The 21,335-nt window shown below is 53.8% G+C and carries 21 protein-coding genes; 5 read left to right on the top strand and 16 right to left on the bottom strand.

Annotated features, from left to right (window positions below):
• Positions 1–7: 7 nt before the first annotated feature.
• Genes CYQ09_RS16590 through CYQ09_RS16570 form a run of 5 tightly spaced genes read right to left on the bottom strand, consistent with a single transcriptional unit; the run spans position 8 to position 4,467 of the window.
• Positions 8–1,273: an ABC transporter substrate-binding protein gene (locus CYQ09_RS16590; protein WP_239495985.1), complete on the bottom strand. Its 1,266-nt coding sequence runs from the start codon at positions 1,271–1,273 to the stop codon at positions 8–10.
• A gap of 23 nt (positions 1,274–1,296) precedes the next feature.
• Positions 1,297–2,415, bottom strand: a complete 1,119-nt coding sequence (locus tag CYQ09_RS16585; protein WP_106746508.1) for an ABC transporter ATP-binding protein — start codon at positions 2,413–2,415, stop codon at positions 1,297–1,299.
• A complete protein-coding gene (locus CYQ09_RS16580) occupies positions 2,415–3,308 on the bottom strand; it encodes a carbohydrate ABC transporter permease (RefSeq protein WP_204353978.1) in 894 nt (297 codons plus the stop codon). Before CYQ09_RS16580 ends, CYQ09_RS16585 begins: the two co-directional genes overlap by 1 nt.
• A 4-nt stretch (positions 3,309–3,312) precedes the next feature.
• A complete protein-coding gene (locus CYQ09_RS16575; RefSeq protein ID WP_106746507.1) occupies positions 3,313–4,197 on the bottom strand; it encodes a carbohydrate ABC transporter permease in 885 nt (294 codons plus the stop codon).
• Positions 4,198–4,467: a hypothetical protein gene (locus CYQ09_RS16570; protein WP_106746506.1), complete on the bottom strand. Its 270-nt coding sequence runs from the start codon at positions 4,465–4,467 to the stop codon at positions 4,198–4,200.
• Between the two features lie 159 nt (positions 4,468–4,626).
• Here CYQ09_RS16570 and CYQ09_RS16565 point away from each other — a divergent pair, with 159 nt between their 5' ends.
• A complete protein-coding gene (locus CYQ09_RS16565; RefSeq protein WP_106746505.1) occupies positions 4,627–5,496 on the top strand; it encodes a helix-turn-helix domain-containing protein in 870 nt (289 codons plus the stop codon).
• Here the strand turns inward: CYQ09_RS16565 and uxuA are convergent.
• The 9 genes from uxuA to uxaC form a co-directional block, all read right to left on the bottom strand.
• Positions 5,493–6,668, bottom strand: a complete 1,176-nt coding sequence (uxuA, locus tag CYQ09_RS16560; protein ID WP_106746504.1) for a mannonate dehydratase — start codon at positions 6,666–6,668, stop codon at positions 5,493–5,495. The two genes, CYQ09_RS16565 and uxuA, sit on opposite strands and share 4 nt — an antisense overlap.
• Entirely contained in the window at positions 6,668–8,107 is a 1,440-nt protein-coding gene (locus CYQ09_RS16555) for a mannitol dehydrogenase family protein (RefSeq protein WP_430383356.1), read from the bottom strand. Before CYQ09_RS16555 ends, uxuA begins: the two co-directional genes overlap by 1 nt.
• Positions 8,097–8,825 (bottom strand): 2-dehydro-3-deoxy-D-gluconate 5-dehydrogenase KduD, encoded by a 729-nt coding sequence (kduD, locus tag CYQ09_RS16550; RefSeq protein WP_106746502.1) that lies wholly within the window; start codon positions 8,823–8,825, stop codon positions 8,097–8,099. The genes CYQ09_RS16555 and kduD overlap by 11 nt, the downstream gene beginning before the upstream one ends.
• Positions 8,822–9,646 carry a 5-dehydro-4-deoxy-D-glucuronate isomerase gene (gene kduI / locus CYQ09_RS16545; protein WP_106746501.1) on the bottom strand — a complete coding sequence of 275 codons (825 nt, stop codon included), beginning with the start codon at positions 9,644–9,646 and terminating at the stop codon, positions 8,822–8,824. The genes kduD and kduI overlap by 4 nt, the downstream gene beginning before the upstream one ends.
• Before the next feature lie 15 nt (positions 9,647–9,661).
• Positions 9,662–9,973, bottom strand: coding sequence for a cupin domain-containing protein (locus CYQ09_RS16540; RefSeq protein ID WP_106746500.1), 312 nt, complete (start codon positions 9,971–9,973; stop codon positions 9,662–9,664).
• Between the two features lie 7 nt (positions 9,974–9,980).
• Complete coding sequence (locus CYQ09_RS16535) at positions 9,981–11,261, bottom strand: TRAP transporter large permease (protein ID WP_106746499.1); 1,281 nt, start codon at positions 11,259–11,261, stop codon at positions 9,981–9,983.
• On the bottom strand, positions 11,262–11,774 hold the full coding sequence (locus tag CYQ09_RS16530) for a TRAP transporter small permease (protein ID WP_106746571.1): 513 nt from the start codon (positions 11,772–11,774) through the stop codon (positions 11,262–11,264).
• Between the two features lie 67 nt (positions 11,775–11,841).
• On the bottom strand, positions 11,842–12,822 hold the full coding sequence (locus CYQ09_RS16525; protein ID WP_106746498.1) for a TRAP transporter substrate-binding protein: 981 nt from the start codon (positions 12,820–12,822) through the stop codon (positions 11,842–11,844).
• A 28-nt stretch (positions 12,823–12,850) separates the two neighbouring features.
• Positions 12,851–14,257, bottom strand: a complete 1,407-nt coding sequence (gene uxaC, locus CYQ09_RS16520) for a glucuronate isomerase (RefSeq protein ID WP_106746497.1) — start codon at positions 14,255–14,257, stop codon at positions 12,851–12,853.
• 81 nt (positions 14,258–14,338) lie between these two features.
• Between uxaC and CYQ09_RS16515 the strand changes: the two genes are divergently transcribed.
• Together CYQ09_RS16515 and CYQ09_RS16510 are read left to right on the top strand one after the other, a co-directional pair.
• Positions 14,339–15,031 carry a GntR family transcriptional regulator gene (locus tag CYQ09_RS16515; protein ID WP_106746496.1) on the top strand — a complete coding sequence of 231 codons (693 nt, stop codon included), beginning with the start codon at positions 14,339–14,341 and terminating at the stop codon, positions 15,029–15,031.
• The gene (locus tag CYQ09_RS16510) at positions 15,028–15,924 is read left to right on the top strand and encodes a sugar kinase (protein ID WP_106746495.1); all 897 of its coding nucleotides are present in this window, start codon (positions 15,028–15,030) and stop codon (positions 15,922–15,924) included. Before CYQ09_RS16515 ends, CYQ09_RS16510 begins: the two co-directional genes overlap by 4 nt.
• Here the strand turns inward: CYQ09_RS16510 and rhaI are convergent.
• Both rhaI and CYQ09_RS16500 read right to left on the bottom strand, forming a co-directional pair.
• The gene (rhaI, locus tag CYQ09_RS16505) at positions 15,921–17,195 is read right to left on the bottom strand and encodes an L-rhamnose catabolism isomerase (protein ID WP_106746494.1); all 1,275 of its coding nucleotides are present in this window, start codon (positions 17,193–17,195) and stop codon (positions 15,921–15,923) included. The two genes, CYQ09_RS16510 and rhaI, sit on opposite strands and share 4 nt — an antisense overlap.
• 12 nt (positions 17,196–17,207) lie before the next feature.
• A complete protein-coding gene (locus tag CYQ09_RS16500; protein ID WP_106746493.1) occupies positions 17,208–19,310 on the bottom strand; it encodes a bifunctional rhamnulose-1-phosphate aldolase/short-chain dehydrogenase in 2,103 nt (700 codons plus the stop codon).
• Between the two features lie 192 nt (positions 19,311–19,502).
• On the opposite strand from CYQ09_RS16500, the gene CYQ09_RS16495 reads away from it, so the two are divergent.
• Positions 19,503–20,309, top strand: coding sequence for a DeoR/GlpR family DNA-binding transcription regulator (locus tag CYQ09_RS16495; protein ID WP_106746492.1), 807 nt, complete (start codon positions 19,503–19,505; stop codon positions 20,307–20,309).
• A 29-nt stretch (positions 20,310–20,338) separates the two neighbouring features.
• Positions 20,339–21,331 (top strand): rhamnose ABC transporter substrate-binding protein, encoded by a 993-nt coding sequence (gene rhaS, locus CYQ09_RS16490; RefSeq protein WP_106746491.1) that lies wholly within the window; start codon positions 20,339–20,341, stop codon positions 21,329–21,331.
• The last annotated feature ends 4 nt before the right edge of the window (positions 21,332–21,335 follow it).

Below are 21,335 nucleotides of genomic sequence, written 5' to 3'. Positions count from 1 at the left end.
AAAGGATTTATTTAATGTCTTCAAGCGCCTCGTTGATGCCATACAGCATATCATCGGCGGCGGTTTCCGCATCGATTTCACCATAGGCAAACAGCTCTAGGTTATCGGACATCGCTGAACGCACATCTGGGTGCTCCATGAAGGGGTGGATTGCCGGCCCTTCGGCATCCAGAACCAATTGCTGCGCTGCAGACTGTTCTGGTGCGATAGCACCTGCGTCCGATAGCAATGCCTTTGCCGCGCTTGAACTTGGAACGCCGCGTGCGGTTCCCATTGCGGACACGCCTTCGGGTTCATTCAACAGGCAATTCAGCACTTCTGCCGCGGCTTGGGGGTTGTCCGAGTTAGCCGAGATCGAGAACACCATCGACGACTTGCGATAGATGCCCTCGGTCTGCTGGCCATCCTGGGAAAGGATACCGGTATAAACAATCTCTTGGCCTTCATCCAAAGGATCAGAGACTTTGAAATAGGTTGAATCCCACTGGTAAGTGCCCGCGATTTCACCGCGTGACCACCGTGGGTTTTCGTGCAAGGCAACGTTGCCCGCAGCCGCACGATCACGCCAAGCTTCGATCACATGCGCGTCGACCATCGCTTGGTACATCTCAATCGCGTCAACCAGTTCTTCTTTCGTCCAAAGAACGGTGTTTGTCGCGGGGTCTATCAAGGGCTTGCCCGTTTTTTGTGTGCCGTAAAGCGTAACGATCAAAGCAGCGTCTAGGCCAGCGGCCTCGAACGGATAAAAGTCTTCGCCCAGTTGATCGCGAAATACCGGACCCGCAGCCATCAGTTCGTCCCAAGTTGTTGGGACCTCTAAACCCGCTTTTGCGTAGGTGCCGGGGTTGAACACGAACAAGCGGCCTGTCGTCGAAACGGACAAACCATTCAACGCGCCGTTCATTGTGCCCGCATCAATTTGCGCGGCATCCCAGCTCGACAGATCAATCGTGTCGGACAGTTGGTTCATGTCCGCAAAACCAGTGCCGTCGGCAGACAAGATTGGCAGCCAAGGCCAGTTAATCTGCATGATGTCGGCTTCGGTGCCGCCAGCAACTTGGGTGACGACCTTTTCAAAGTGACCAGACCAGCCTGTAAATTCGGGGCTGATCGTATGGCCATGCTTAGCGCCGCAAGCCTCAAGCCCAGCTTGGGTTGCAGCGTGGCGGCTATCACCGCCCCACCAGCTCATGCGGAGTTCATCTGCGGTGGCCGATCCGGCCAAAATAGTCGAGGTCAGCGCGACCCCTAGAAGTGTCTTCATATGCGTCATTTGGTTTCCTCCCTTTGACGTTTTTATTCAGCCAGCGACACGTTCTCCCCACTGGCCTTGTCGAAAATATGCATCTGCACACCTGTAGGGCGCAGACCTACGCGATCACCGCGCTGTAATTTGAGGTTGAATTTTTCGGTTGGAACGACCGCGATAAATGCCGCGTCACCAATCGTGACGTGAACGTTCACCTCGTGTCCCATAAATTCAATGTTGTGAATAACGCCGGAAAATGCGTCGGCTGCGCCATCAGTTTCGATGGTCATGTGCTGTGGACGAATACCAAGCGTGACCGGACCCGGCGCTGCATTCAAACGCGCTGACAAATCAGCAGGCGCAGTTATCGTCTGCCCGGCAAGCGTCAGCTTTGGCGTGCCATCCATTGTGAGTTCGGCATCCGCAAGGTTCATTTCGGGCATACCGATAAAACCGGCGACAAACGCGTTCGCGGGCTTTTCATATAGCGTCACAGGATCTGCGACCTGCATGATGTGGCCGTCTTTCATCACACAAATCCGGTCGCCCATTGTCATGGCCTCGACCTGATCGTGTGTCACGTAGATCACCGTCGCGGGGCGACCTTCGTCGCGCAGCCGTTTATGCAAATCAGTGATCCGCACGCGCATCGACGCACGTAGTTTCGCATCAAGGTTCGACAGTGGCTCATCGAACAAAAACACCTCTGGGCTTTTGATCAGTGCGCGGCCCACGGCGACACGTTGCGCCTGACCGCCAGACAGCTGTTTGGGTAGCCGATCCAACAGTTCGTCGATCTCCAGGATGCCCGAAACTTCGCCAGTCGATGCTTCGATCTCGTCCTTTGGCTTGCGCTTCAGCTTGAGCCCAAAGGACAGGTTTTTACGGACCTTCATATGTGGATAAAGCGCGTAGTTTTGGAAAACCATCGCGATGCCGCGTTTGCCGGGCGTCAGGTCATTGATGATTTTGTCACCAATCCGAATTTCACCGCCAGAAATGGTTTCCAGCCCGGCGATCATCCGCAGTGTCGTGGATTTGGCGCAGCCTGATGGGCCAACCAGCACCATGAATTCACCGTCTTTGACATCAAGGTCGATGCCATGCACCGCCTTGAACCCGTTGCCGTACATTTTTTCGACGGATTTTAGTTGCAGCTCAGCCATTAGCCTTTGACCCCCCCGGTCGAGATACCTTCGATGAAATATTTTTGTGCCATGAAGAACACGATCAGTGACGGCGCGAGCGCCAGACAGGACATCGCCAAAATCTGGTTCCAAGCGAATGCCTCGGTCGTGTCGATGGACAGTTTCAGCGCAAGGCTGATCGGATAGTTTTCAACCGATGACAGGTAAATCAACGGCCCAAGAAAGTCGTTCATCGTCCACATGAACTGGAACAAACAGACCGAGATCAGCGCAGGCGTCAGCATTGGCACCACGATGTAGATCAAGGTTTGCAGCGTGTTCGCCCCGTCAACGCGGGCAGCTTCTTCCATGTCGCGTGGGATCGCCCGCAGAAATTGGATCAGCATAAAGACAAAGAACGCATCGCCAGCTAATGCCGAAGGCACCCACAGCGGTAGAAAGCTGTCCAACCAACCGATGTCACGAAACAACAGGTACTGTGGAATGCGCGTTACAACGTTGGGTAATAGCAGCGTTGCTATCACCGTCGAAAAGATGATCTTTTTGAACGGAAAGTCGAACCGAGCGAACCCGTAGGCGACCAATGTACATGATATCGCAGTCCCTATCATTTTCGGAATGATGATCATCATCGAGTTCATAAAGAACTTTGCAAAGGTGTACGGCGTCGATGTTTTCCAACCATCGATATAGCCCTGAACAGTGGGTTCCTTTGGCCAGAACGAAGGGCTCGAGAAGATCTCGGCATTGGTTTTGAACGATGCGCCGAACATCCAGATCAGAGGGTAAACCATGATCAATCCGACGATGATCAACAGGCTATAGCGAAACGCCGATGATATACGCGTTCGACGCCGCTGTTTTTCCATATTCGCAAGGGTATCTGCGCTGATTTGTGGCATAGCTGTCATGCGCTTAGCTCCTCTTGTCGCCGGCGTAGTAGACCCATTTCTTTGATGACCAGAAGGCGATCAAAGTCAGGACCATAATGATCACGAAAAGCACCCAAGCGATCGCGCTGGCATAGCCCATGTCAAAGCTCTTGAAGGCCTTGTCATAGATATAAAGCGGCAACAGATAGGTCGATTTCAGCGGGCCGCCTTCGGTGATGATGTAGGGACCATTGAATTCTTGGAACGCCTGCACCGTCTGCATAATCAGGTTGAAAAAGATCACAGGTGTGATCAGCGGCAGGGTAATATAGCGGAACAACTGCCATTTGTTTGCGCCGTCAATCGACGCGGCCTCGTACAGGGATTTGTCTACTGACTGCAGCGCGGCGAGGAAAATCACCATCGCAGAACCGAACTGCCAGCAGCGTAGCAAGCTGATGGTAAACAATGCGTTTTCGGGATCTCCGAACCAGTTCACACCTTCCAGCCCGATACCTTCAAGCATCATGTTCACAAGGCCAGTGTCAGCAAAGATATAGCGCCATAGAACCGCAATCGCGATTGACCCACCAAGGATCGAAGGCACATAAAATGCCGTCCGAAACAGACCGATCGCGCGTAGGCGGTAATTCAGGATCACCGCGATGAACAAAGCAAAGGCCAGCTTTAGCGGCACTGTCATGAACACATAGACCAAGGTGACCTTGAGCGACTTGTCGAACGTCCGATCACGCGTGAACAATTTTTGATAGTTATCAAGGCCGGTCCATTCCGGCTTTGACAGCAGATCGTAGTCCGTGAAGCTCAGGTAGAAGGACGCAATAAATGGAAACGCCGTGAACAACAACAACCCGATGACATAGGGCGCAACGTACCAAAGCCCTAGATATTTACTGTCACCACCCATTTACGCGGCCTCCTTGACTATTTCTTTCGGAAGATGGCCCACCGTGGCAGTCTCCATATCCCGATAAAGCGCGTGCAAAAGGCGGTCGTCCAGACGTGTGCTCAACGGATTAGCGCGAAGTAAGTCTGCCCCGGCCGCAACACCCGGAAAATCGCAAGAAGCGGTAGATATACCTTTAAAAGGGGCAACAACCAGCGGTGCTACGCGGTTGTTCACACCTTTGATGGCATAGGCAGTTGACACGGGAGTACCGTGTTCGGAATTATTCATGCACAAAACCCCAAACCCATCGACCGCACCTGCGTACGATAAACAAGTAAGGCTCCTCCCTTGCTGCAAATTCAGGCGAATCTTGCAGACGATTTGTTTATTGCCTGTTATGTTAATCTGGCAGTAGGGGCCCTTGAATGAACAGTATGCAACAAAAAGATGGATAAAATCGAACACTCTTTGCTTGCAGGCATGCCAGTTCAGGCATTTTCTTTGAAACTGGCCCGTACAGCGATCCGAATGCACCACACGCCAAGCTGGAAAATAAACAAGGTTAACCCCGATCATGACCTGGTCATTTGCCTTAGCGGGACGGCGAAATATGACATCATCGGCGAAGAAATATTGCTTGAGCCGGGAATGGCGATGCTAATACCAGCGTATCAACGATTCAGGGGGAAATACGCCGGGTCTGGCGAGGTCGTGACCGGCGTCGCCCAGCATTTTTCGCTCGAATTATTCGGGCGTGGCGACGTGATCAGCAAGATGGATTTGAACCGCTGTGTGCGGCTGTCCAACTGGGATGTATTAGAACCGCTGGTTCGGCATTTTCGAAATACCCCTCAAGGGACCGCGACCACACTTGCCGCGCATCACCAGTTCATGGTGCTGCTGCTGGCATATCTGGACGATGCGTTGATCGGATGGCGCATGCAATCAAATCAACAACAAGACCAAGATCAGCTATCGCTTCAGATTATGCTAACTGCATCCCGGCTTGCCGCGGACCCCGTTGGTGCTGGCGGCCTAACCGAGGCATTGGCTGCTGTTCCATACAACGCGGACTATTTTCGGCGTGCCTTCCGTGATCGGATTGGCATGACCCCACAAAAATACCGCGAACTTAAACGGATGGAATTCGCCGTAAACCGTCTGGGCGTTGGATTGTCAGTGAAAGAGGTTGCCGCAGAGCTGGGCTATTCCGACCCCTATTTCTTTAGCCGGATGTTCAAACAATACATCGGAGCGAGCCCGTCGCGGTATCGTTGGGCGGGCTCGTCACCGATTGATGCAGACGAAATCTCTTAACCCACGTGCGATAATCCTGCGATCACGCCACGCAATTCTGCCAGCCCGCGCAAGCGCCCGATCAGCGGATAACCCGGATGGGTTTCGCGGTCAGCGTCAGACAACAGGTCATGACCGTGATCGGGACGAAACGGGATTGATGCATCGACGCGACCTTCGGACTCGCGTCGCTTTTCTTCATCCAACAGCACTTTGATCAGCGCGACCATATCGGTATCGCCTTCCAGATGCGCCGCTTCTTCAAACGCGCCGTCTGGATCTTTGCGTACGTTCCGCAGATGGGCAAAGTGAATACGTTCAGCATGGGTTGCCGCAATTGCAGGAACATCATTGGCGGGATTAGCACCCAACGATCCGGCGCACAGCGTCAGCCCGTTTGCGTTGCTGTCATGTGCAGACATGATCCAATCAATATCTGCAGCATCCGACACAATCCGGGGCAACCCCAAAATATCGCGCGGCGGATCATCAGGGTGAACGCAAAGTCGCATTCCAAGGTCTTCGGCCGTCGGAATGATTTCTTCAAGAAACCGTTTATAGTTTGCCCGAAGCGCTGCGCGGTCGAGACCGTCATATAATTTCAACGCATCGTGCAACCCATCCACATCATAGCGATCATATGCACCGGGCAAGCCCGACATAATCGCGTGAAGCAGCGCTTCGCGGTCGGCGTCAGTCGACTGCTGGAACCAAATCGCAGCGCGATGACGTACTTCTTCGGGGTAATCGTCCTCGGCTTTGGCACGACCCAGCATGTGAATTTCGAACGCAGCCATGCGGTAGGCTTCGAACCTGAGACATGTCCCTCCGCGTGCAACAGGCGCTGCAAGATCGGTACGTGTCCAATCAAGCAAGGGCATGAAGTTATAGCAAATAACCTGCACGCCAGCCGCGGCCAAGTGCGCCATAGATTGACGGTAGTTCGCGAACAATTGTGTCAGATCGCCTTCGCCACGTTTGATCCGTTCGTGGATCGGCAGGCTTTCCACGACAGACCAGTCGAACCCGGCCGCACGTATTTCATCTGCGCGGGCGTTGATGGGTTCTGGTTGCCACACCTCGCCATAGGGGATTTCGTGCAAAGCATTTACAATCCCAGTCGCGCCCGTTTGCGCGACCTCTGGCAGTGTAATGTTGTCAAAAGGTCCGTACCAACGCCATGTTTCTTGCATTAGCTAAACCCTTGAACCGTTGCACGCGCGCCATCGTGGCACAAACGCAAAAATGCCTGCGTAACGGCACGACGAAACACTGTGTTATTCGCCAGATCAGGTGCGAAGACTTCTTTGATATTCAGCAAAGCGACCACCTTCTCTTCGGGGTCGCCACTACTGTCGTACGTCGCACGCAGTCTATCAGACAGGGGATCTTTTACCTCGATCAGTGCACCTTTTTCATCGACTCCGCCGATGTATCGCATCCATCCAGCAACACCCAATGCAAGCCCCGGAATATCGCGACCAGCGGCAAGGTTATCGGCAACAGTCCCCAACAAGCGCTGCGGTAGTTTCTGCGAACCATCCATCGCGATCTGCCAAGTTCGGTGGCGGATCGACGGGTTTTGGTATCGTTTTAGCAATGCCGCGCAATAGGCCAACAGATCTTCGCCTTCGGGCTGCGGCACGGTTGGCGTGATTTCATTTTCCCATAGTGAGTTGATCAAATTCACAAACGCAGGATCAGCAACCGTTTCAGAAATCGTTTCATACCCAGCCAAGTAACCCAGATAGGCCAATGTAGAATGGGTGCCATTTAGGCACCGCAGCTTCATCAATTCAAACGCTTCGACATCGCGCACCAACTGCGCACCAACGCCGCCCCAATCAGGACGATCACCGTTTACAAAATCATCTTCGATGACCCACTGCCGAAACGGTTCGTGCATGACACAGGCGTTATCAATGTAACCTTGCGCCGCGGTCAACGCGTCAACATCGGCTTGGGTCGTTGCAGGCGTGATGCGGTCAACCATCGTCGCAGGAAAGCGCACGTTCGCTTCAATCCACGTTGCCAAATCTGCATCCAGCGCCCGCGCAAATCCCAGCACAACGCTACGCGTGAGTGGTCCATTATTTGGTAGATTATCACAAGGCATCATGGTGAACGGTGCAACACCAGCCAAGCGGCGGCGGTTCAGCGCGTGCACAATATATCCAATCGCAGATTTTGGCGCATCGGAATGCGTTAAATCATGGGCGATATCAGGGTGATCCAGCAGCAATTCACCCGTCGCTGGATTATGGCAGTACCCTTTTTCAGTAATCGTGGTTGATACGATTTTGACCTGTGGGTCAGCCATTGCATCAAGCACCGCCCCCGGATTTTCCGGTGCGACCAAGATGTCTTCGATTGCTTCGACAACAGTATATTCCGCACCTTCGGGCGCAAGTTCAACGGCTGTGTAGGCACAATCTTGGGGCTTTAACTTGTCGCGGATGTCGGCGCTGCGCAGACTGACTGTCAAAATCCCCCAATCGCCACCAGATTTCGCCATCGCCTCGGCCGTGTAAGGCGCGTTGAAGGCGCGGAAAAATGCGCCCGGCCCAAGGTGGACAATGCCAACCTTGGGACGCGGTGCATCGCTACGTGTAAGAAGCGGATTAGCGGGCAAGCCAACCTCCATCGACGTTCAGCACGGCACCGTGCACATAGTTTGCAGCAGATGACGCAAGGAAAACAGCAGCGCCACCCATGTCAGATGCATCACCCCAACGGGCGGCGGGAATCCGGTCAAGGATTGCTTTGTTGCGTTCTTCGTCCGCGCGCAATGCGGTCGTGTTGTTGGTCGAAATGTAACCGGGTGCCAACGCGTTCACATTGATCCCTTTGGCGGCCCATTCGTTTGCCATCAGCTTTGTCAGGCCTGCAACGCCATGCTTAGACGCCGTATATGACGGCACGCGGATGCCCCCTTGGAACGAAAGCAGTGACGCAATATTGACGATCTTACCGCCACTCCCACGTGCCAAAGCCGCCTTGGCAAATGCTTGGCAGGTAAAGAACACAGCCTTCAGGTTCACATCCATGACGTCATCCCAGTCGGCCTCGGAAAAATCAACGCTATCATCGCGGCGGATGATGCCTGCGTTATTCACAAGGATGTCGATCTGTTGATCAGCGAAAACACCTGTGGCAGCCATCGGATCTGCGAAATCAAGCTTTAGCGCGGTCCCATTGGGGACCAACGCCAGTGTTTCATCCATGCCGGATCGTCCCGCACAGACCACTTGCGCACCCGCATTGCCCAAAGCGACCGCAATCGCCTGACCAATGCCAGTGTTCGCGCCCGTCACAAGGGCGCGTTTTCCAGTGAGGTCAAAGGGGTTCAACGCAAGTCTCCCATTGGAACCATGTCCATGTCTGTGAAATCAACGTTGTCGCCAGCCATCGCCCAGCAGAACGTATAAGACCCAGTGCCCGCGCCGCAGTGGATCGACCAAGGCGGAGAAATGATGGCTTCTTCGTTGGCGATCACCATGTGACGTGTTTCCGATGGTTCACCCATAAAGTGGAACACCCGCTGGTCAGCATCTACGTCAAAGTACAGGTATGCTTCCATCCGGCGGTCATGACGGTGGGCAGGCATTGTGTTCCACAATGAACCCGGCTTGAACTGGGTGTAACCCATCAACAACTGACAGCTTTTGCAAACGTCCGGGTGTAGCACCTGAATGATAACACGCTCGTTTGCTTGTTCACGTGAACCCATTTCAACGCGGCGCGCATCAGATTCTTTGATGTGCGTGGTTGGGTAGGTCTGGTGCGCAGGGGCCGACAGAATGTAGAAACGGCCAGCGCCAGAAAACTCAACAGCGCCGCCGCCCATACCCACATACAGAACTTCGCCTTTGGCCAATTCGTACGCAGCGCCATCGACTTTGACGGCCCCTGTTTCGCCAATGTTCAGCACAGCCATTTCACGACGTTCAAGGAATGTCTTCGTGCCGGTTTCGGGCATGTCAGCCAGCGTCAGCGTACCATTGCCCGGAACAGCCGACCCAAGGATTAAGCGGTCATAGTGGCTGTACACCAGACGAATTTCACCGTCGGCAAACAGATCACCAACGTGGAAGTGGCTGCGCAGCCCTTCGGTATCGAGGGTTTTCGTGGTTGCGGGATCAATGGCGTAGCGGGATTCAGATTTCAGCATGGGGAGGTTCCTTTTTTAAAGAAAGTCGTCACGGCGCGGCGTGAAAGTGTCGATCAGACGGCCGTCTTCGAGGCAGCGACAGCCATGAACAGCTTGGGATGGAATGACAAAACTATCGCCCTGCCCGACAATGGTTTCGACGCCATCGACGGTGAATGCAAAGCGACCAGATTCCACATAAGTGGATTGGACGTGCGGATGGCTGTGCAGTTTGCCTTCGCCATCTTTGTCAAAGGTGAAAGCCACGACCATCAGTTCGGGGCTTTCGGACAGAACCTGACGCGTGACGCCGGGGTCTGCCTGCACGATGGGGAATTTCTGGGTCATGTTATCCTCAGTGAAAGAGTGACGGCAGCCAAAGCGACAGCGCCGGGATGTAAGTGACAAGCATCAGCGTACCAAAGGCCGCGCCGTAGAACGGCCAGATCGAACGAACGGCGTCCCAAATTGGGATACGCCCAACCGCACAGCCCACAAACAGAACTGCACCGACAGGTGGCGTACATAGGCCGATGCCAAGGTTCAGGATCAAAATGACACCAAAGTGTACCGGATCAACGCCAAACGCGGTGGCAACAGGCAAGAAGATCGGCGTCGTGATGACGATCAGCGGCGACATATCCATGAACGTGCCTAGGATCAGCAATACTACGTTCAGTAGCAGCAAGATCATAATCGGATTGTCCGAAAGCCCCTGCAGCGTTTCAACCATCGTTGCTGGCACTTTGAGGTAGGCAAGCAACCAACCAAACGACGCAGCACAGCCGATCACCAACAGCACCATCGCGGTTGTACGCACGGCAGCGAATGTCGCTTCGACAAAATCATGCCAGCTTAGGCTTTTGTAGACAAAGAACGTGATCAACAGCGCATAGACCACCGCGATGTTCGACGATTCAGACGCGGTAAAGATACCTGACCGCACCCCGCCAAAGATAATCGCCACAAGGATCAGCCCCGGCGCAGCAGACACAAACAATGTGCCCATCATGCGAAAGCCTTCGAACTTTTGAACGGGATAGCCTTTTTTGACAGCCACCCACCAAGCGGCGATCATCAGCGACACAGCCAAAAGGAAACCGGGTACGATGCCTGCGGTAAACAGGTCAGCGATTGAAATGCGGCCTCCAGCGGCAATCGAATAGATGATCATGTTGTGTGACGGTGGTAAAAGCAGCGCGATGATCGAACTAACCACCGTGATGTTCACAGCGTAATCGACATCATATCCACGTTCTTTCATTTGCGGGACCATCAGGCCACCAACGGCGCTGGCATCGGCAGCGGCAGACCCTGATACGCCGCCAAACATGACAGACGACAGCACGTTCACTTGGCCCAGACCGCCGCGCAAATGGCCGACAAAGGCCCCAGCAAGCGCGACAAGCCGTCGGGCAATATCACCCCGCACCATCAGGTCGCCCGCAAAGATAAAGAACGGGATCGCCATCAGCGCAAACACGGAAACCCCGGAATTCAAACGCTGGAATACAACGACAGGTGGTAAGCCAAGGTAGGCAATCGTCGCAAAGCTAGAAACACCAAGGCAGAACGCAACAGGCGTACCGATCAGAAGCAGGAACACAAATGTTCCAAATAGGACGTAAAGCTCCATTTAGGTCGCCTCGCTGTTATCGTCGCCAAAGCGGGCGGTGGGCAGACCTGCGGCACGGCGCGCGATACGCTCGACCGAGAAAAGCACGACAAGAACGCCGCCAGCAACGATAGGAATAAAGTCAAAGGCACCAGAAATGCCCAAAGATGGCAGCGTATTTCCGGCGGTCTTTTCCGCCAGCTGCCAGCCAAACCAGATCATGCCGGTACCAAAACCAGTCACGACCAGATCAGAAAGTGAATAAAGGAACATCTTGCCCTTGTGCGGGATCAGATACAGCAGCACGTCAAACGACAGATGATACCCTTCGCGGATACCCACCGCAGCGCCCAAAAATATGAACCAACCCATGATCATTACCGAAGCAGGTTCGGTCCACGAAATACTGTCATTCAATACGTAACGCCAAAACACTTGCGCAGCGATCAACACAGTCATCAAGACCAACCCGGTTCCTGCCGCCCAAAGCGCACCGCGCCCGATTAGCCCGGTAAAAACCGCAAATTTTAGCATAAAACCCTGCAAAGACATTCCCCCGAAAGTATCGGCCCGCAACATGTGTTGCAGGCCAAATTTGGTATTATTCAGTTGCCTGAATGTCTGCGACCATCTGCTGAAGCACAGGTGAAGTTACGTATTTTTCGTAAACTGGAACCATAGCTTCGATGAATGGTGTTTTGTCGATCTCGGTGACGATCTCGACGCCAGCTTCGCGAATGCGTGCTTCTGATTCTGCTTCACGTGCAGCCCAAAGTTCACGCATTACAGGAACGGAATCGCGTGCGGCTTGGCGTACGATTTCCTGATCTTCAGCAGACAGCTTTTCAAAGCTGGATTTCGCCATCACCAGAACCTCTGGCACGATCAAGTGCTGATCAAGCGTGTAGTACTGTGCAACTTCGAAGTGGCCAGAGCTGTCGTATGAAGGCCAGTTGTTTTCCGCGCCGTCGATCACGCCAGTTTGGATCGAAGAATATACTTCGCCATAAGGCATCGGTGTCGCATTTGCGCCCAGCGCAGAAACCATATCAACAAACATGTCAGACTGCATCACGCGGAATTTAAGACCAGCAAGATCTTCGATAGAGTTGATTGGTTTTTGCGAGTTGTAGAAGCTGCGTGAACCACCATCAAAGAATGCCAGACCTACCAGATCATGGTCGCTGAACGCTTCTAAAATCTGATCGCCGACAGCACCATCCATAACGTTGTGCATGTGCTCAACTGAACGGAAGATATATGGAAGCGAAGGAATTTGTGTTTCTTCAATGATGTTGTTGAACGGCCCAAGGGAAACGCGGTTCATGTCGATCACACCGAACTGTGTTTGCTCGATCGTATCTTTTTCCTGACCCAGCTGCGCTGAGTGGAATACTTCGATGCACAGGCGCCCGTCGGTGCGCTCTTCTAGCAAAGTGCCCATGTGGTTCACCGCAGCGACGGTAGGGTAACCATCAGGGTGTGTATCAGACGAACGAAGCGTTACTTCGCACGCGGTTGCCGCCGAAGCCATCGCAACGCTGGCAAGCAGTGCCGCACCGATTGTTTTAGTAAATGTCATTGTTTTCCTCCCAGAAAATTGGCTCTCCTCAGAGCCGGTAAGCCTGCTTTGCAAGCCGGTAAGTGAGGTCATGCGCGACCTCATGTGCATCCGCCAAACCAAGCCGCCCAGTCGCGACAAGATTTGCCAGATACGCACAATCAGACCGCCGGGCGACGTCATGCCGGGCGGGAATTGAACAAAATGCGCGGGTGTCGTCGTTAAAGCCGACAGTGTTGTAGAACCCACATGTTTCAGTCGTTGCTTCGCGGAACCGTTTGATCCCTTCGTTGCTGTCAAAGAACCACCAAGGCGGACCCAAACGCAGCGCCGGGTAGGCCCCCGCAAGCGGTGCCAATTCGCGGCTGTAGCTAGTTTCGTCCAACGTAAAGACGATCACTGTTAGCGACGGCTCCATTCCAACCGCATCCAAAAGTGGTTTCAGCGCGTGCACGTAGTCAGTCTGGCTTGGGATATCGAAACCTTTATCCCGCCCAAATCCGGCAAAAACACTGGCCGAGTGGTTGCGGAACGATCCGGGATGGATTTGCAAAACCAACCCATCGTCAAGGCTCATCCGCGCCATTTCGGTTAACATCTGCCCGCGAAAGGCGTCCGCCTCGCCAGGGGTACATGTCCCCGCCAATGCCTTAGCAAACAACGCCGCAGCATCAGCCTGCGGCATATCTTCGGTACGGGCGGTCGGATGACCGTGGTCGCTGGCGGTCGCGCCAAAGGTTTTAAAGAATGCCCGACGGACACGATGCGCCTGAAGGTACCCCTCCCACGTCGATGTATCTTCGCCAGTCAATGCGCCAAACTGCGCGACATTCTCAGCGAAACCTTCGAATTCAGGATCAACGACATTGTCCGGGCGATAAGTCGTCACAACGCGACCATTCCAGTCACTGTCGTTGATCATCTTGTGCCATTTCAGATCATCCAATGCGCTTTCGGTCGTCGCTAGCAGTTCAATCCCAAAGCGGTCAAACAACGCCCGTGGGCGGAACGCATCCTCGGCCAGCTTTGCGTCGATATGATCGTAATGTGCATCAGCGGTATCAGCCGACAGGCGCTCACCTAGGTCGAACACGTGTTCAAACGAATGGTCCAACCACATCGACGATGGGGTTCCACGGAGCAGATGGTAGTTTTCAGCAAAACGACGCCAGATTTTGCGCGGGTCATCTTCGACCGCACGACCATCGGCGCTTGGCACACCTAGATCAGCCATCGACACCCCTTGGGACACAAGCATCCGGAACACGTAATGGTCCGGGACGACAAACAATTGCGCGGGGTCTGGAAACCGCTCGTTCTTTGCAAACCAGCTGGGGTCACAATGTCCGTGCGGGCTGATGATCGGCAAATCCGCGACGCTCTCGTAAAGGTCGCGCGCCAACTTTCTTGTCGCTGATTCGACCGGAAAAAGACGGTCCGGATCAGTTAATTTCATCAGATTTCCCCCCAAATGCCTTGCTATACGGCTGGTCATCTAATATGTTAGTCTGGTAGATACGTCAAACTGGAAATTACCATGCCCGCGCTAGCCTCACTCGCCCAAGTGCAAACGACGACAGCCACTGACCAAGTATTTCAGGCGCTGTATTCCGCAATTATCACACTTGAACTTGCCCCCGGCAGTAAGGTTTCAGAGGCAGAGATCGCCCGAAATTTGGGTGTATCCCGGCAGCCCGTGCGCGATGCGTTCTATCGTCTATCTGAACTCGGCTTTATGTTGATCCGTCCGCAACGCGCGACAACGATCACATATATCTCTGAACAAGCGTTGCTGGATGCACGCTTCATCCGCACCGCGCTTGAGGTCGAGTGCATGCGCACTGCTATCTCTAAGATTACAGATGACGATATCCTACGCCTTGAAGGGCTCATCAATCAGCAAGAGGCCGCGATAAAGGCTGACGATAGATTAGGCTTTCACGCGCTCGACGACGAATTCCACGAAGTCATCTGCGAAATTGCAGGGCATCCAAACGCGTGGAACCTGATCCACGAACAAAAAGTACATTTGGACCGTGTGCGTTACCTATCACTGGCGTTTGGTGCAAAAAGCGCATTGGATGACCACCGGGCCATCATGCAGTGTATCCGTGACCGCGATCCAGATGGCGCTGAACAACAGTTACGCATCCATCTTGCGCGCATCCTGAATATCCTTGAACAAGTCAGCGCATCCCACCCAGAGCTGATGGAAAGCCAACAAAAATGACGAATAAGATACTGGCGATCGGCGAATGCATGGTCGAAATGGCCCCGCAAGCGCAAGGTGGCTATGCGATGGGGTTTGCAGGCGATACGTTTAATACTGCTTGGTATCTGCGCCAAAACCTACCCACTGATTGGAAAGTTTCATACCTAACTGGCGTCGGCACCGACACGATGTCAGGGCAGATGACTGAATTCATCAGTAGCGCCGGAATTACGCCAGAGTTGTTGACGGTGCCGGATCGCACGGTCGGACTTTATATGATTTCTCTCAAGGACGGCGAACGTAGCTTTAGCTATTGGCGTAGCGTGGCCGCAGCACGCACGCTGGCGCAGCATCGCGCGCCGATTGATGCACTGGGAAAAGGTGATGTCGCTTACTTTTCCGGGATCACAGTCGCGATTGTCGAGCCCGAAGACCGCCAAACATTGCTGGACACACTGTCCGCTGCCCGCGCGCGCGGTGTCACCATCGCGTTTGATCCCAACCTTCGCCCCCGGCTTTGGGCCAGCACGGATGAAATGCGCGACTGGATCATGAAAGCGGCCGCCGTTTCCGACATTGCGCTACCTTCGTTTGAGGATGAAGCAACTGTTTTCGGCGACGCTGACAAGGCCGCGACGCTTGCCCGCTATGAAAATGTCGGGGTGACTTGTGTTGTGGTCAAAGACGGACCCGACGATGTTCTGGCACAAAACGGATCGGCTGCGCCCGTGACAGTCAGCCCAGTACTGAATCCCGCGCCAGTGGACACCACTGCCGCAGGGGATTCTTTCAACGCCGCCTTCCTTGCCGGTCACTTGCGCGGCGAAGATCTGTCACTCGCGATTGCCGCAGGCTGCGCCCTGTCGCACAAAGTTGTGTCGCACAAGGGCGCATTGGTCGACGTTACCTAAACGATCCCACCACCAGCACCCGACGACACGGGCCGTGTTTCAGCAACCTGCGCCCGATACCCGGACGCACGGTAAGTCGCGACAGGGTTAATCGCACCGCCCTTTTCAAGACGCGCCATCGCAAGAATAGGCTCGACGTCAGTGCGATACGCGCGTTTGAGCGTCTCGCTCGCCATCAATGCATCATTCCCATCTTGAAAGCCCGACAACGCATCGCGATCCACAATCAGCGCTTGTGCATAGACACGTTGAACCTCCATCGCTGATGAAATCAGACTTTCGATTGGGTCGGTTACGTTGTGGCTTTGATCAAGCATATGGGCGGGGTTAAATCCTGGGGCACCTGTCGCATCAACCAACTCGTTAAACACAAGAAACAACTGGTAAGGGTTGATCGACCCCGTATCGAGATCATCATCACCGTATTTGCTATCGTTAAAATGAAAACCACCCAATTTACCGAACCGGATCAACCGGGCAACAATCATCTCGATGTTCACATTTGGCGCATGGTGCCCCAAATCAACAAGACATTGCGCGCGATCACCCAATTCAGTCGCAATCAGATAGTTGGTGCCCCAGTCCTGAACCACGGTCGAATAGAACGCAGGTTCAAAGATTTTATGTTCCGTCAGTAACCGCCAATCATCTGGGATCGCTGCATAGACCTCTTTCGCGCTATCAAGGTAGCGATCAAACTGGCGAATGAAATGCGCCTGCCCCGGAAAGTTGGACCCATCGCCGACCCAGATCGTCAGAGCCTCTGACCCGATCTTTTGACCCAGTTCGATACAGTACAGGTTATGTTCAATCGCTTGTTGGCGTACGGCTATGTCCGTGTGTGAAAGCGAACCAAATTTGTAGCTATGCGCCTGATCCGGTTGATCCTGAAAGGTGTTCGAATTCATCGCATCGAACGCCAAATTGGTTTCTTCGGCCTTTGCCAACAGATCAGCGGCAGGGGCGTCATCCCACGGGATATGCAGGGACACATTTGGTGTCGCACCCGTTAGCTGATGAATGACACCGCAGTCATCCATCTTATCAAAGATATTCACAGGCTCGCCCGTGCCCGGGAACCGGGCAAAGCGGGTGCCGCCGGTGCCAGTGCCCCATGACGGAATGGCAACGCCGTAATCCGAAACCTGTGCCTTGATCGCGGCAATATCGATGCCGCGACGATCAAGCTGTTCGCCCAAGGCATCGTAATCCGCACGCAGCGCTGTTTCAGCCTGCGCATTGGCGGCGGTAATTTGGTCAGTCTTAATCATAGTATCCCCCGATCAACGCGTGAACGCTTGGACGTTGCCGGCATCCACGTTGATGATGTTCCCTGTCGACTTTGCACTGACATCGGCGGCAAAGAAATAACACGCCTCTGCAATATCTTCGGGCAGCACCGACCGTTTTAACAACGACCGCTGGCGATACATTTCCTCTAACCCGTCTTTGTCAGTGTCATAGGTCGATGCCCGTTGCGTCAACCATTCGCCTGACCAGATTTTGGACCCTTTCAACACCGCATCAGGATTCACGACGTTCACGCGGATGCCATCAGGCGCGCCTTCCAACGCTAGACAGCGGGCAAGGTGGATTTCGCTGGCCTTAGCCGTGCAATAGGCGGACGCGCCCGGCGATGCGGCCAACCCATTCTTGGACGCAACAAAGATCATGGACCCGCCGATGCCTTGGGCCTTTAGCAGTTTGAATGCCTCTCGCGCGACAAGGAAATAGCCGGTCGAAAGGATTGACATATTCTTGTTCCATAGTTCCAGCGTGGTGTCTTCGACCTTGGCGGATGATGCGATCCCTGCGTTGGACACGACGATATCGACGCCACCGAATTCAACCGCCATATCCGCATAAGCTTGGGCGACGGCAGCTTCCGAGGTCACGTTCATTTCGACTGTGCGCACAACATCAGCACCGTATTTCGCGGCTAAACCATCGCGAGTTGACGCCAATGCATCAGCATCAATATCGGCAAGCACGACACAAGCGCCGTCCATCAGATACCGCTCGGCCGTTGCGGCCCCGATGCCGCCAGCACCACCAGTCACAATGGCAACGCGACCAGCAAGCGCTTTTGGCTTTGGCATGCGCTGCAGCTTTGCTTCTTCTAGCAACCAATATTCGATATCGAACGCCTCTTGTTCAGGTAGGCCTTGGTATTCGCTGATTGCGTGTGCGCCGCGCATCACGTTGATCGCGTTAACATAGAATTCACCAGACACGCGCGCCGTCGCCTTATCCTTTGCAAAGGTGATCATGCCAACGCCGGGCACGAGGTATACTATCGCATTGGGGTCACGAATTGCAGGGCTGTTATCGTGTTTGCAGCGTTCGTAATAGGCAGTGTAATCCGCGCGGTAATCAGCGACCATGCCAGCCAGACCCGCCAGCGTCCCGTCAATATCAGGGTTCGCTGGATCGAAATCGACAACCAATGGGCGGATTTTAGTGCGCAAAAAATGGTCAGGGCACGACGTGCCCAGCGCGGCCAAAGGCTCCATATCATTTGAACCGACAAATTGCAGGACAGCGTCCTGATCATCGAAATGACCAACCTTATGGCTATCCTCGGAAATCATACCGCGGATCGCAGGCATCAGTGCTGCTGCGACACGGCGACGTTCATCCGCAGACAAAGCTGTATGTTTTTGTCCGCCGAATGCGGGCACATCCGCCGTCTTTTTTTCAAGCCACGCCGTCGCGGTGTTAATCACCTCTAGCGTCGTTTCATAACAAACCTTGGCATCATCATCCCATGTGAACAAACCATGCGACCCCAGAATAACACCTTTCGCATTTGGGTTCTTTTCGCAAAAATCCGACAGCCACAAACCCAGTTCATAACCGGGGCGCTTCCAAGGTAGCCAACCAACTGTATCGCCAAAAATCTCTTGGGTAAGCGCAATACCGTCTTTGGAAGCAGCAATCGCGATGATCGCATCTGAATGTACGTGATCAACATGCTTGCGCGGCACATAGGCGTGTAACGGCGTATCAATCGACGCCGCACGCGTGTTTAGATTGAACGTGCAATGAGGAAGATAGCCGACCATCTCGTCTTCAAATTCGACACCGCGATACAATCCCTTAAGGGCGTTCAGCTTGTCCATATAGAGCGTTGAAAATCCGTCCATCTTGATCGAACCGATATCACCACCCGACCCTTTGACCCAAAGAACCTCGGCCTGATCACCCGTTAGCGGGTCCGTCTCCATGACCTTGGCCGAAGTATTGCCCCCGCCATAATTGGTGACGCGCTTATCGGACCCCAAAAGGTTGGACCGATACAGTAGCTTTTCAGGCTCGGTCATGTTTGAAGCAGTTGCATCGTCCCATAGGTTTTCAAGTCGCGCCTTTGGCGAAGATGTCGGCATGGTTTTCCTCCCATTCGAGACCAGTAATTGGTCACGTTTGCCAGATTACTGCGCGAGATCGAGCGTCACGTCAATCACTTTCAATCATTATCGATCACGCTGCGCCGCAGAAACGATCAATAATGAAAGAAATTGATTGACAATGACTGGTTGAATGATTGAAGCTGCGACCAAAGAACGGGACAAAAAACCATGATCGAAAGCGAACGCCACCGCGTTATTCTCTCTGCTGTAGAAGCCCGGCCCGTTGTCACGGTTGCCGAAATGGTCGAACTGACAGAAGCGTCAGAAGCCACCGTGCGCCGCGATATCGCCACGCTTCATATGCAGAAAAAGCTGCGCCGCGTGCGGGGTGGGGCAGAATCAATCGCTCCACCACAGTTCGTCGGTCTTAAGGGGCGTCCGTTCTCGATGAACGAAACCCACAAGATCGCCGAAAAACGCGCAATTGCGAGTGCAGCAGTCGAACTATGCGATGATGGGGATCCGATCATTATCAACGGCGGCACGACTACGTTTCAGATGGTGCATCCGCTGGCAAACAAGCGGTGTCTTGTTTTCACAAACTCTTTCCCCATAGCGGAACATCTGCTGCACCAATCCAAGAACACGGTCATGCTGTCGGGCGGCACGATCTATCGCGAACAGAACATCATTTTGTCGCCGTTCGATAATGACGTCACCCGAAACTTTAGCGCCAAGCGTCTATTTCTTGGATGCCAAGGCGTGTCTAAACTGGGCGTGATGGAGCAAGACCCGCTTATCATTCAGGCCGAAAACAAGCTGATGGGCCAAGCGGACGAAGTTGTATTGCTTGCTGACAGCACAAAATTCAAATCGCGGTCTAGCCTCATTTTGTGCGGCCTTGATCAGATTGCCACCATTATTACCGACGACAGGATTGAGGACGCCCATGCCAGCATGATCGACGCGGCTGGCGTCAGATTAATTACCGTTACCCCGACCCGTGCCGAGGAGGAAAAGCGCGAAGTGGGATAACGCACGACTGCTCATTAGGGAGGAACAACATGAGCTTATCAAAGAAAATCGCACTTGCCGCAGGGCTTGCGACATCATTCATTGCGACAACAGCTATGGCCGACGACGTGCGTATCGCGCTTGTCGTTAAATCACTGGGCAACGGTTTCTTCGAGGCCGCAGCACGCGGCGCAGAAGAAGCCGCCGGTGAATTGGGTGGAGTAGAAATTATCTATACCGGTCCAACTGACACCACCGCAGAAGGACAGATCGAAGTCATCAATTCGCTGATTGCGCAGCGCGTTGACGCGATCGCCGTTTCTGCAAACGACCCTGACGCGCTGGTACCCGCGCTGCAAAAAGCGATGGATCGTGGGATCACAGTTATTTCATGGGATTCAGGCGTTGCACCTGAAGGTCGCGAAATGCACCTATCACCTTCATCCAACGCGCTGATCGGTCAAACCATCATCAAACTGGCGGCAGATGAAATGCCAGACGGCGGTCAGGTCGCCATTTTGTCAGCGACGTCTACATCGACAAACCAGAACATCTGGATTGAAGAAATGAACGCCGTCATGGGCGATTATCTAAACATCGAAGTCGTCGCAACAGTTTACGGCGATGATCTGGCTGACAAATCCTACCGCGAGACTCAGGGTCTTATCCAGACTTACCCTGACTTGGATGCAATCATTGCGCCGACCTCTGTCGGTATCGTCGCAGCCGCCCAAGCCGTGGCTGACGCTGGCAAGATTGGCGAAGTTAACGTGACCGGTCTTGGTCTTCCGTCGGAAATGGCTGGCGCAATTGAAAGCGGTGCGTCAAAATCCTTCGCGATCTGGAACCCAGTTGATCTAGGCTATGCGACCACGATGCTAGCCTACAATCTGGCGACAGATGCCGCGACAGCCGAAGTCGGCGCAGAAATCGGCATGGGCCGGATGGGCACTGCCACATTGGACGACAATAACGAGGCAGCAATGTCGACGCCGTTCAAATACGACGCCAGCAACATCGACGAATTCAAAAGCGTCTTTTGATCTA

The sequence above is a fragment of the Yoonia maritima genome (assembly GCF_002933395.1).
GTDB lineage: Bacteria > Pseudomonadota > Alphaproteobacteria > Rhodobacterales > Rhodobacteraceae > Yoonia > Yoonia maritima_A.
This window is presented reverse-complemented; position numbering and strand designations above follow the sequence as displayed.

Excerpts from the sequence above, each read along its gene's own strand:
- rhaI (WP_106746494.1), bottom strand. The coding sequence starts at position 17,195 with ATGATTAAGACTGACCAAATTACCGCCGCCAATGCGCAGGCTGAAACA.
- CYQ09_RS16525 (WP_106746498.1), bottom strand. The coding sequence starts at position 12,822 with ATGACATTTACTAAAACAATCGGTGCGGCACTGCTTGCCAGCGTTGCG.
- CYQ09_RS16500 (WP_106746493.1), bottom strand. The coding sequence starts at position 19,310 with ATGCCGACATCTTCGCCAAAGGCGCGACTTGAAAACCTATGGGACGAT.
- CYQ09_RS16590 (WP_239495985.1), bottom strand. The coding sequence starts at position 1,273 with ATGACGCATATGAAGACACTTCTAGGGGTCGCGCTGACCTCGACTATT.
- CYQ09_RS16495 (WP_106746492.1), top strand. The coding sequence starts at position 19,503 with ATGATCGAAAGCGAACGCCACCGCGTTATTCTCTCTGCTGTAGAAGCC.
- kduI (WP_106746501.1), bottom strand. The coding sequence starts at position 9,646 with ATGCTGAAATCTGAATCCCGCTACGCCATTGATCCCGCAACCACGAAA.
- CYQ09_RS16530 (WP_106746571.1), bottom strand. The coding sequence starts at position 11,774 with ATGCTAAAATTTGCGGTTTTTACCGGGCTAATCGGGCGCGGTGCGCTT.
- CYQ09_RS16535 (WP_106746499.1), bottom strand. The coding sequence starts at position 11,261 with ATGGAGCTTTACGTCCTATTTGGAACATTTGTGTTCCTGCTTCTGATC.
- CYQ09_RS16515 (WP_106746496.1), top strand. The coding sequence starts at position 14,339 with ATGCCCGCGCTAGCCTCACTCGCCCAAGTGCAAACGACGACAGCCACT.
- CYQ09_RS16570 (WP_106746506.1), bottom strand. The coding sequence starts at position 4,467 with ATGAATAATTCCGAACACGGTACTCCCGTGTCAACTGCCTATGCCATC.
- CYQ09_RS16580 (WP_204353978.1), bottom strand. The coding sequence starts at position 3,308 with ATGACAGCTATGCCACAAATCAGCGCAGATACCCTTGCGAATATGGAA.
- CYQ09_RS16585 (WP_106746508.1), bottom strand. The coding sequence starts at position 2,415 with ATGGCTGAGCTGCAACTAAAATCCGTCGAAAAAATGTACGGCAACGGG.
- CYQ09_RS16565 (WP_106746505.1), top strand. The coding sequence starts at position 4,627 with ATGGATAAAATCGAACACTCTTTGCTTGCAGGCATGCCAGTTCAGGCA.
- rhaS (WP_106746491.1), top strand. The coding sequence starts at position 20,339 with ATGAGCTTATCAAAGAAAATCGCACTTGCCGCAGGGCTTGCGACATCA.
- CYQ09_RS16540 (WP_106746500.1), bottom strand. The coding sequence starts at position 9,973 with ATGACCCAGAAATTCCCCATCGTGCAGGCAGACCCCGGCGTCACGCGT.
- CYQ09_RS16575 (WP_106746507.1), bottom strand. The coding sequence starts at position 4,197 with ATGGGTGGTGACAGTAAATATCTAGGGCTTTGGTACGTTGCGCCCTAT.
- uxuA (WP_106746504.1), bottom strand. The coding sequence starts at position 6,668 with ATGCAAGAAACATGGCGTTGGTACGGACCTTTTGACAACATTACACTG.
- uxaC (WP_106746497.1), bottom strand. The coding sequence starts at position 14,257 with ATGAAATTAACTGATCCGGACCGTCTTTTTCCGGTCGAATCAGCGACA.
- CYQ09_RS16510 (WP_106746495.1), top strand. The coding sequence starts at position 15,028 with ATGACGAATAAGATACTGGCGATCGGCGAATGCATGGTCGAAATGGCC.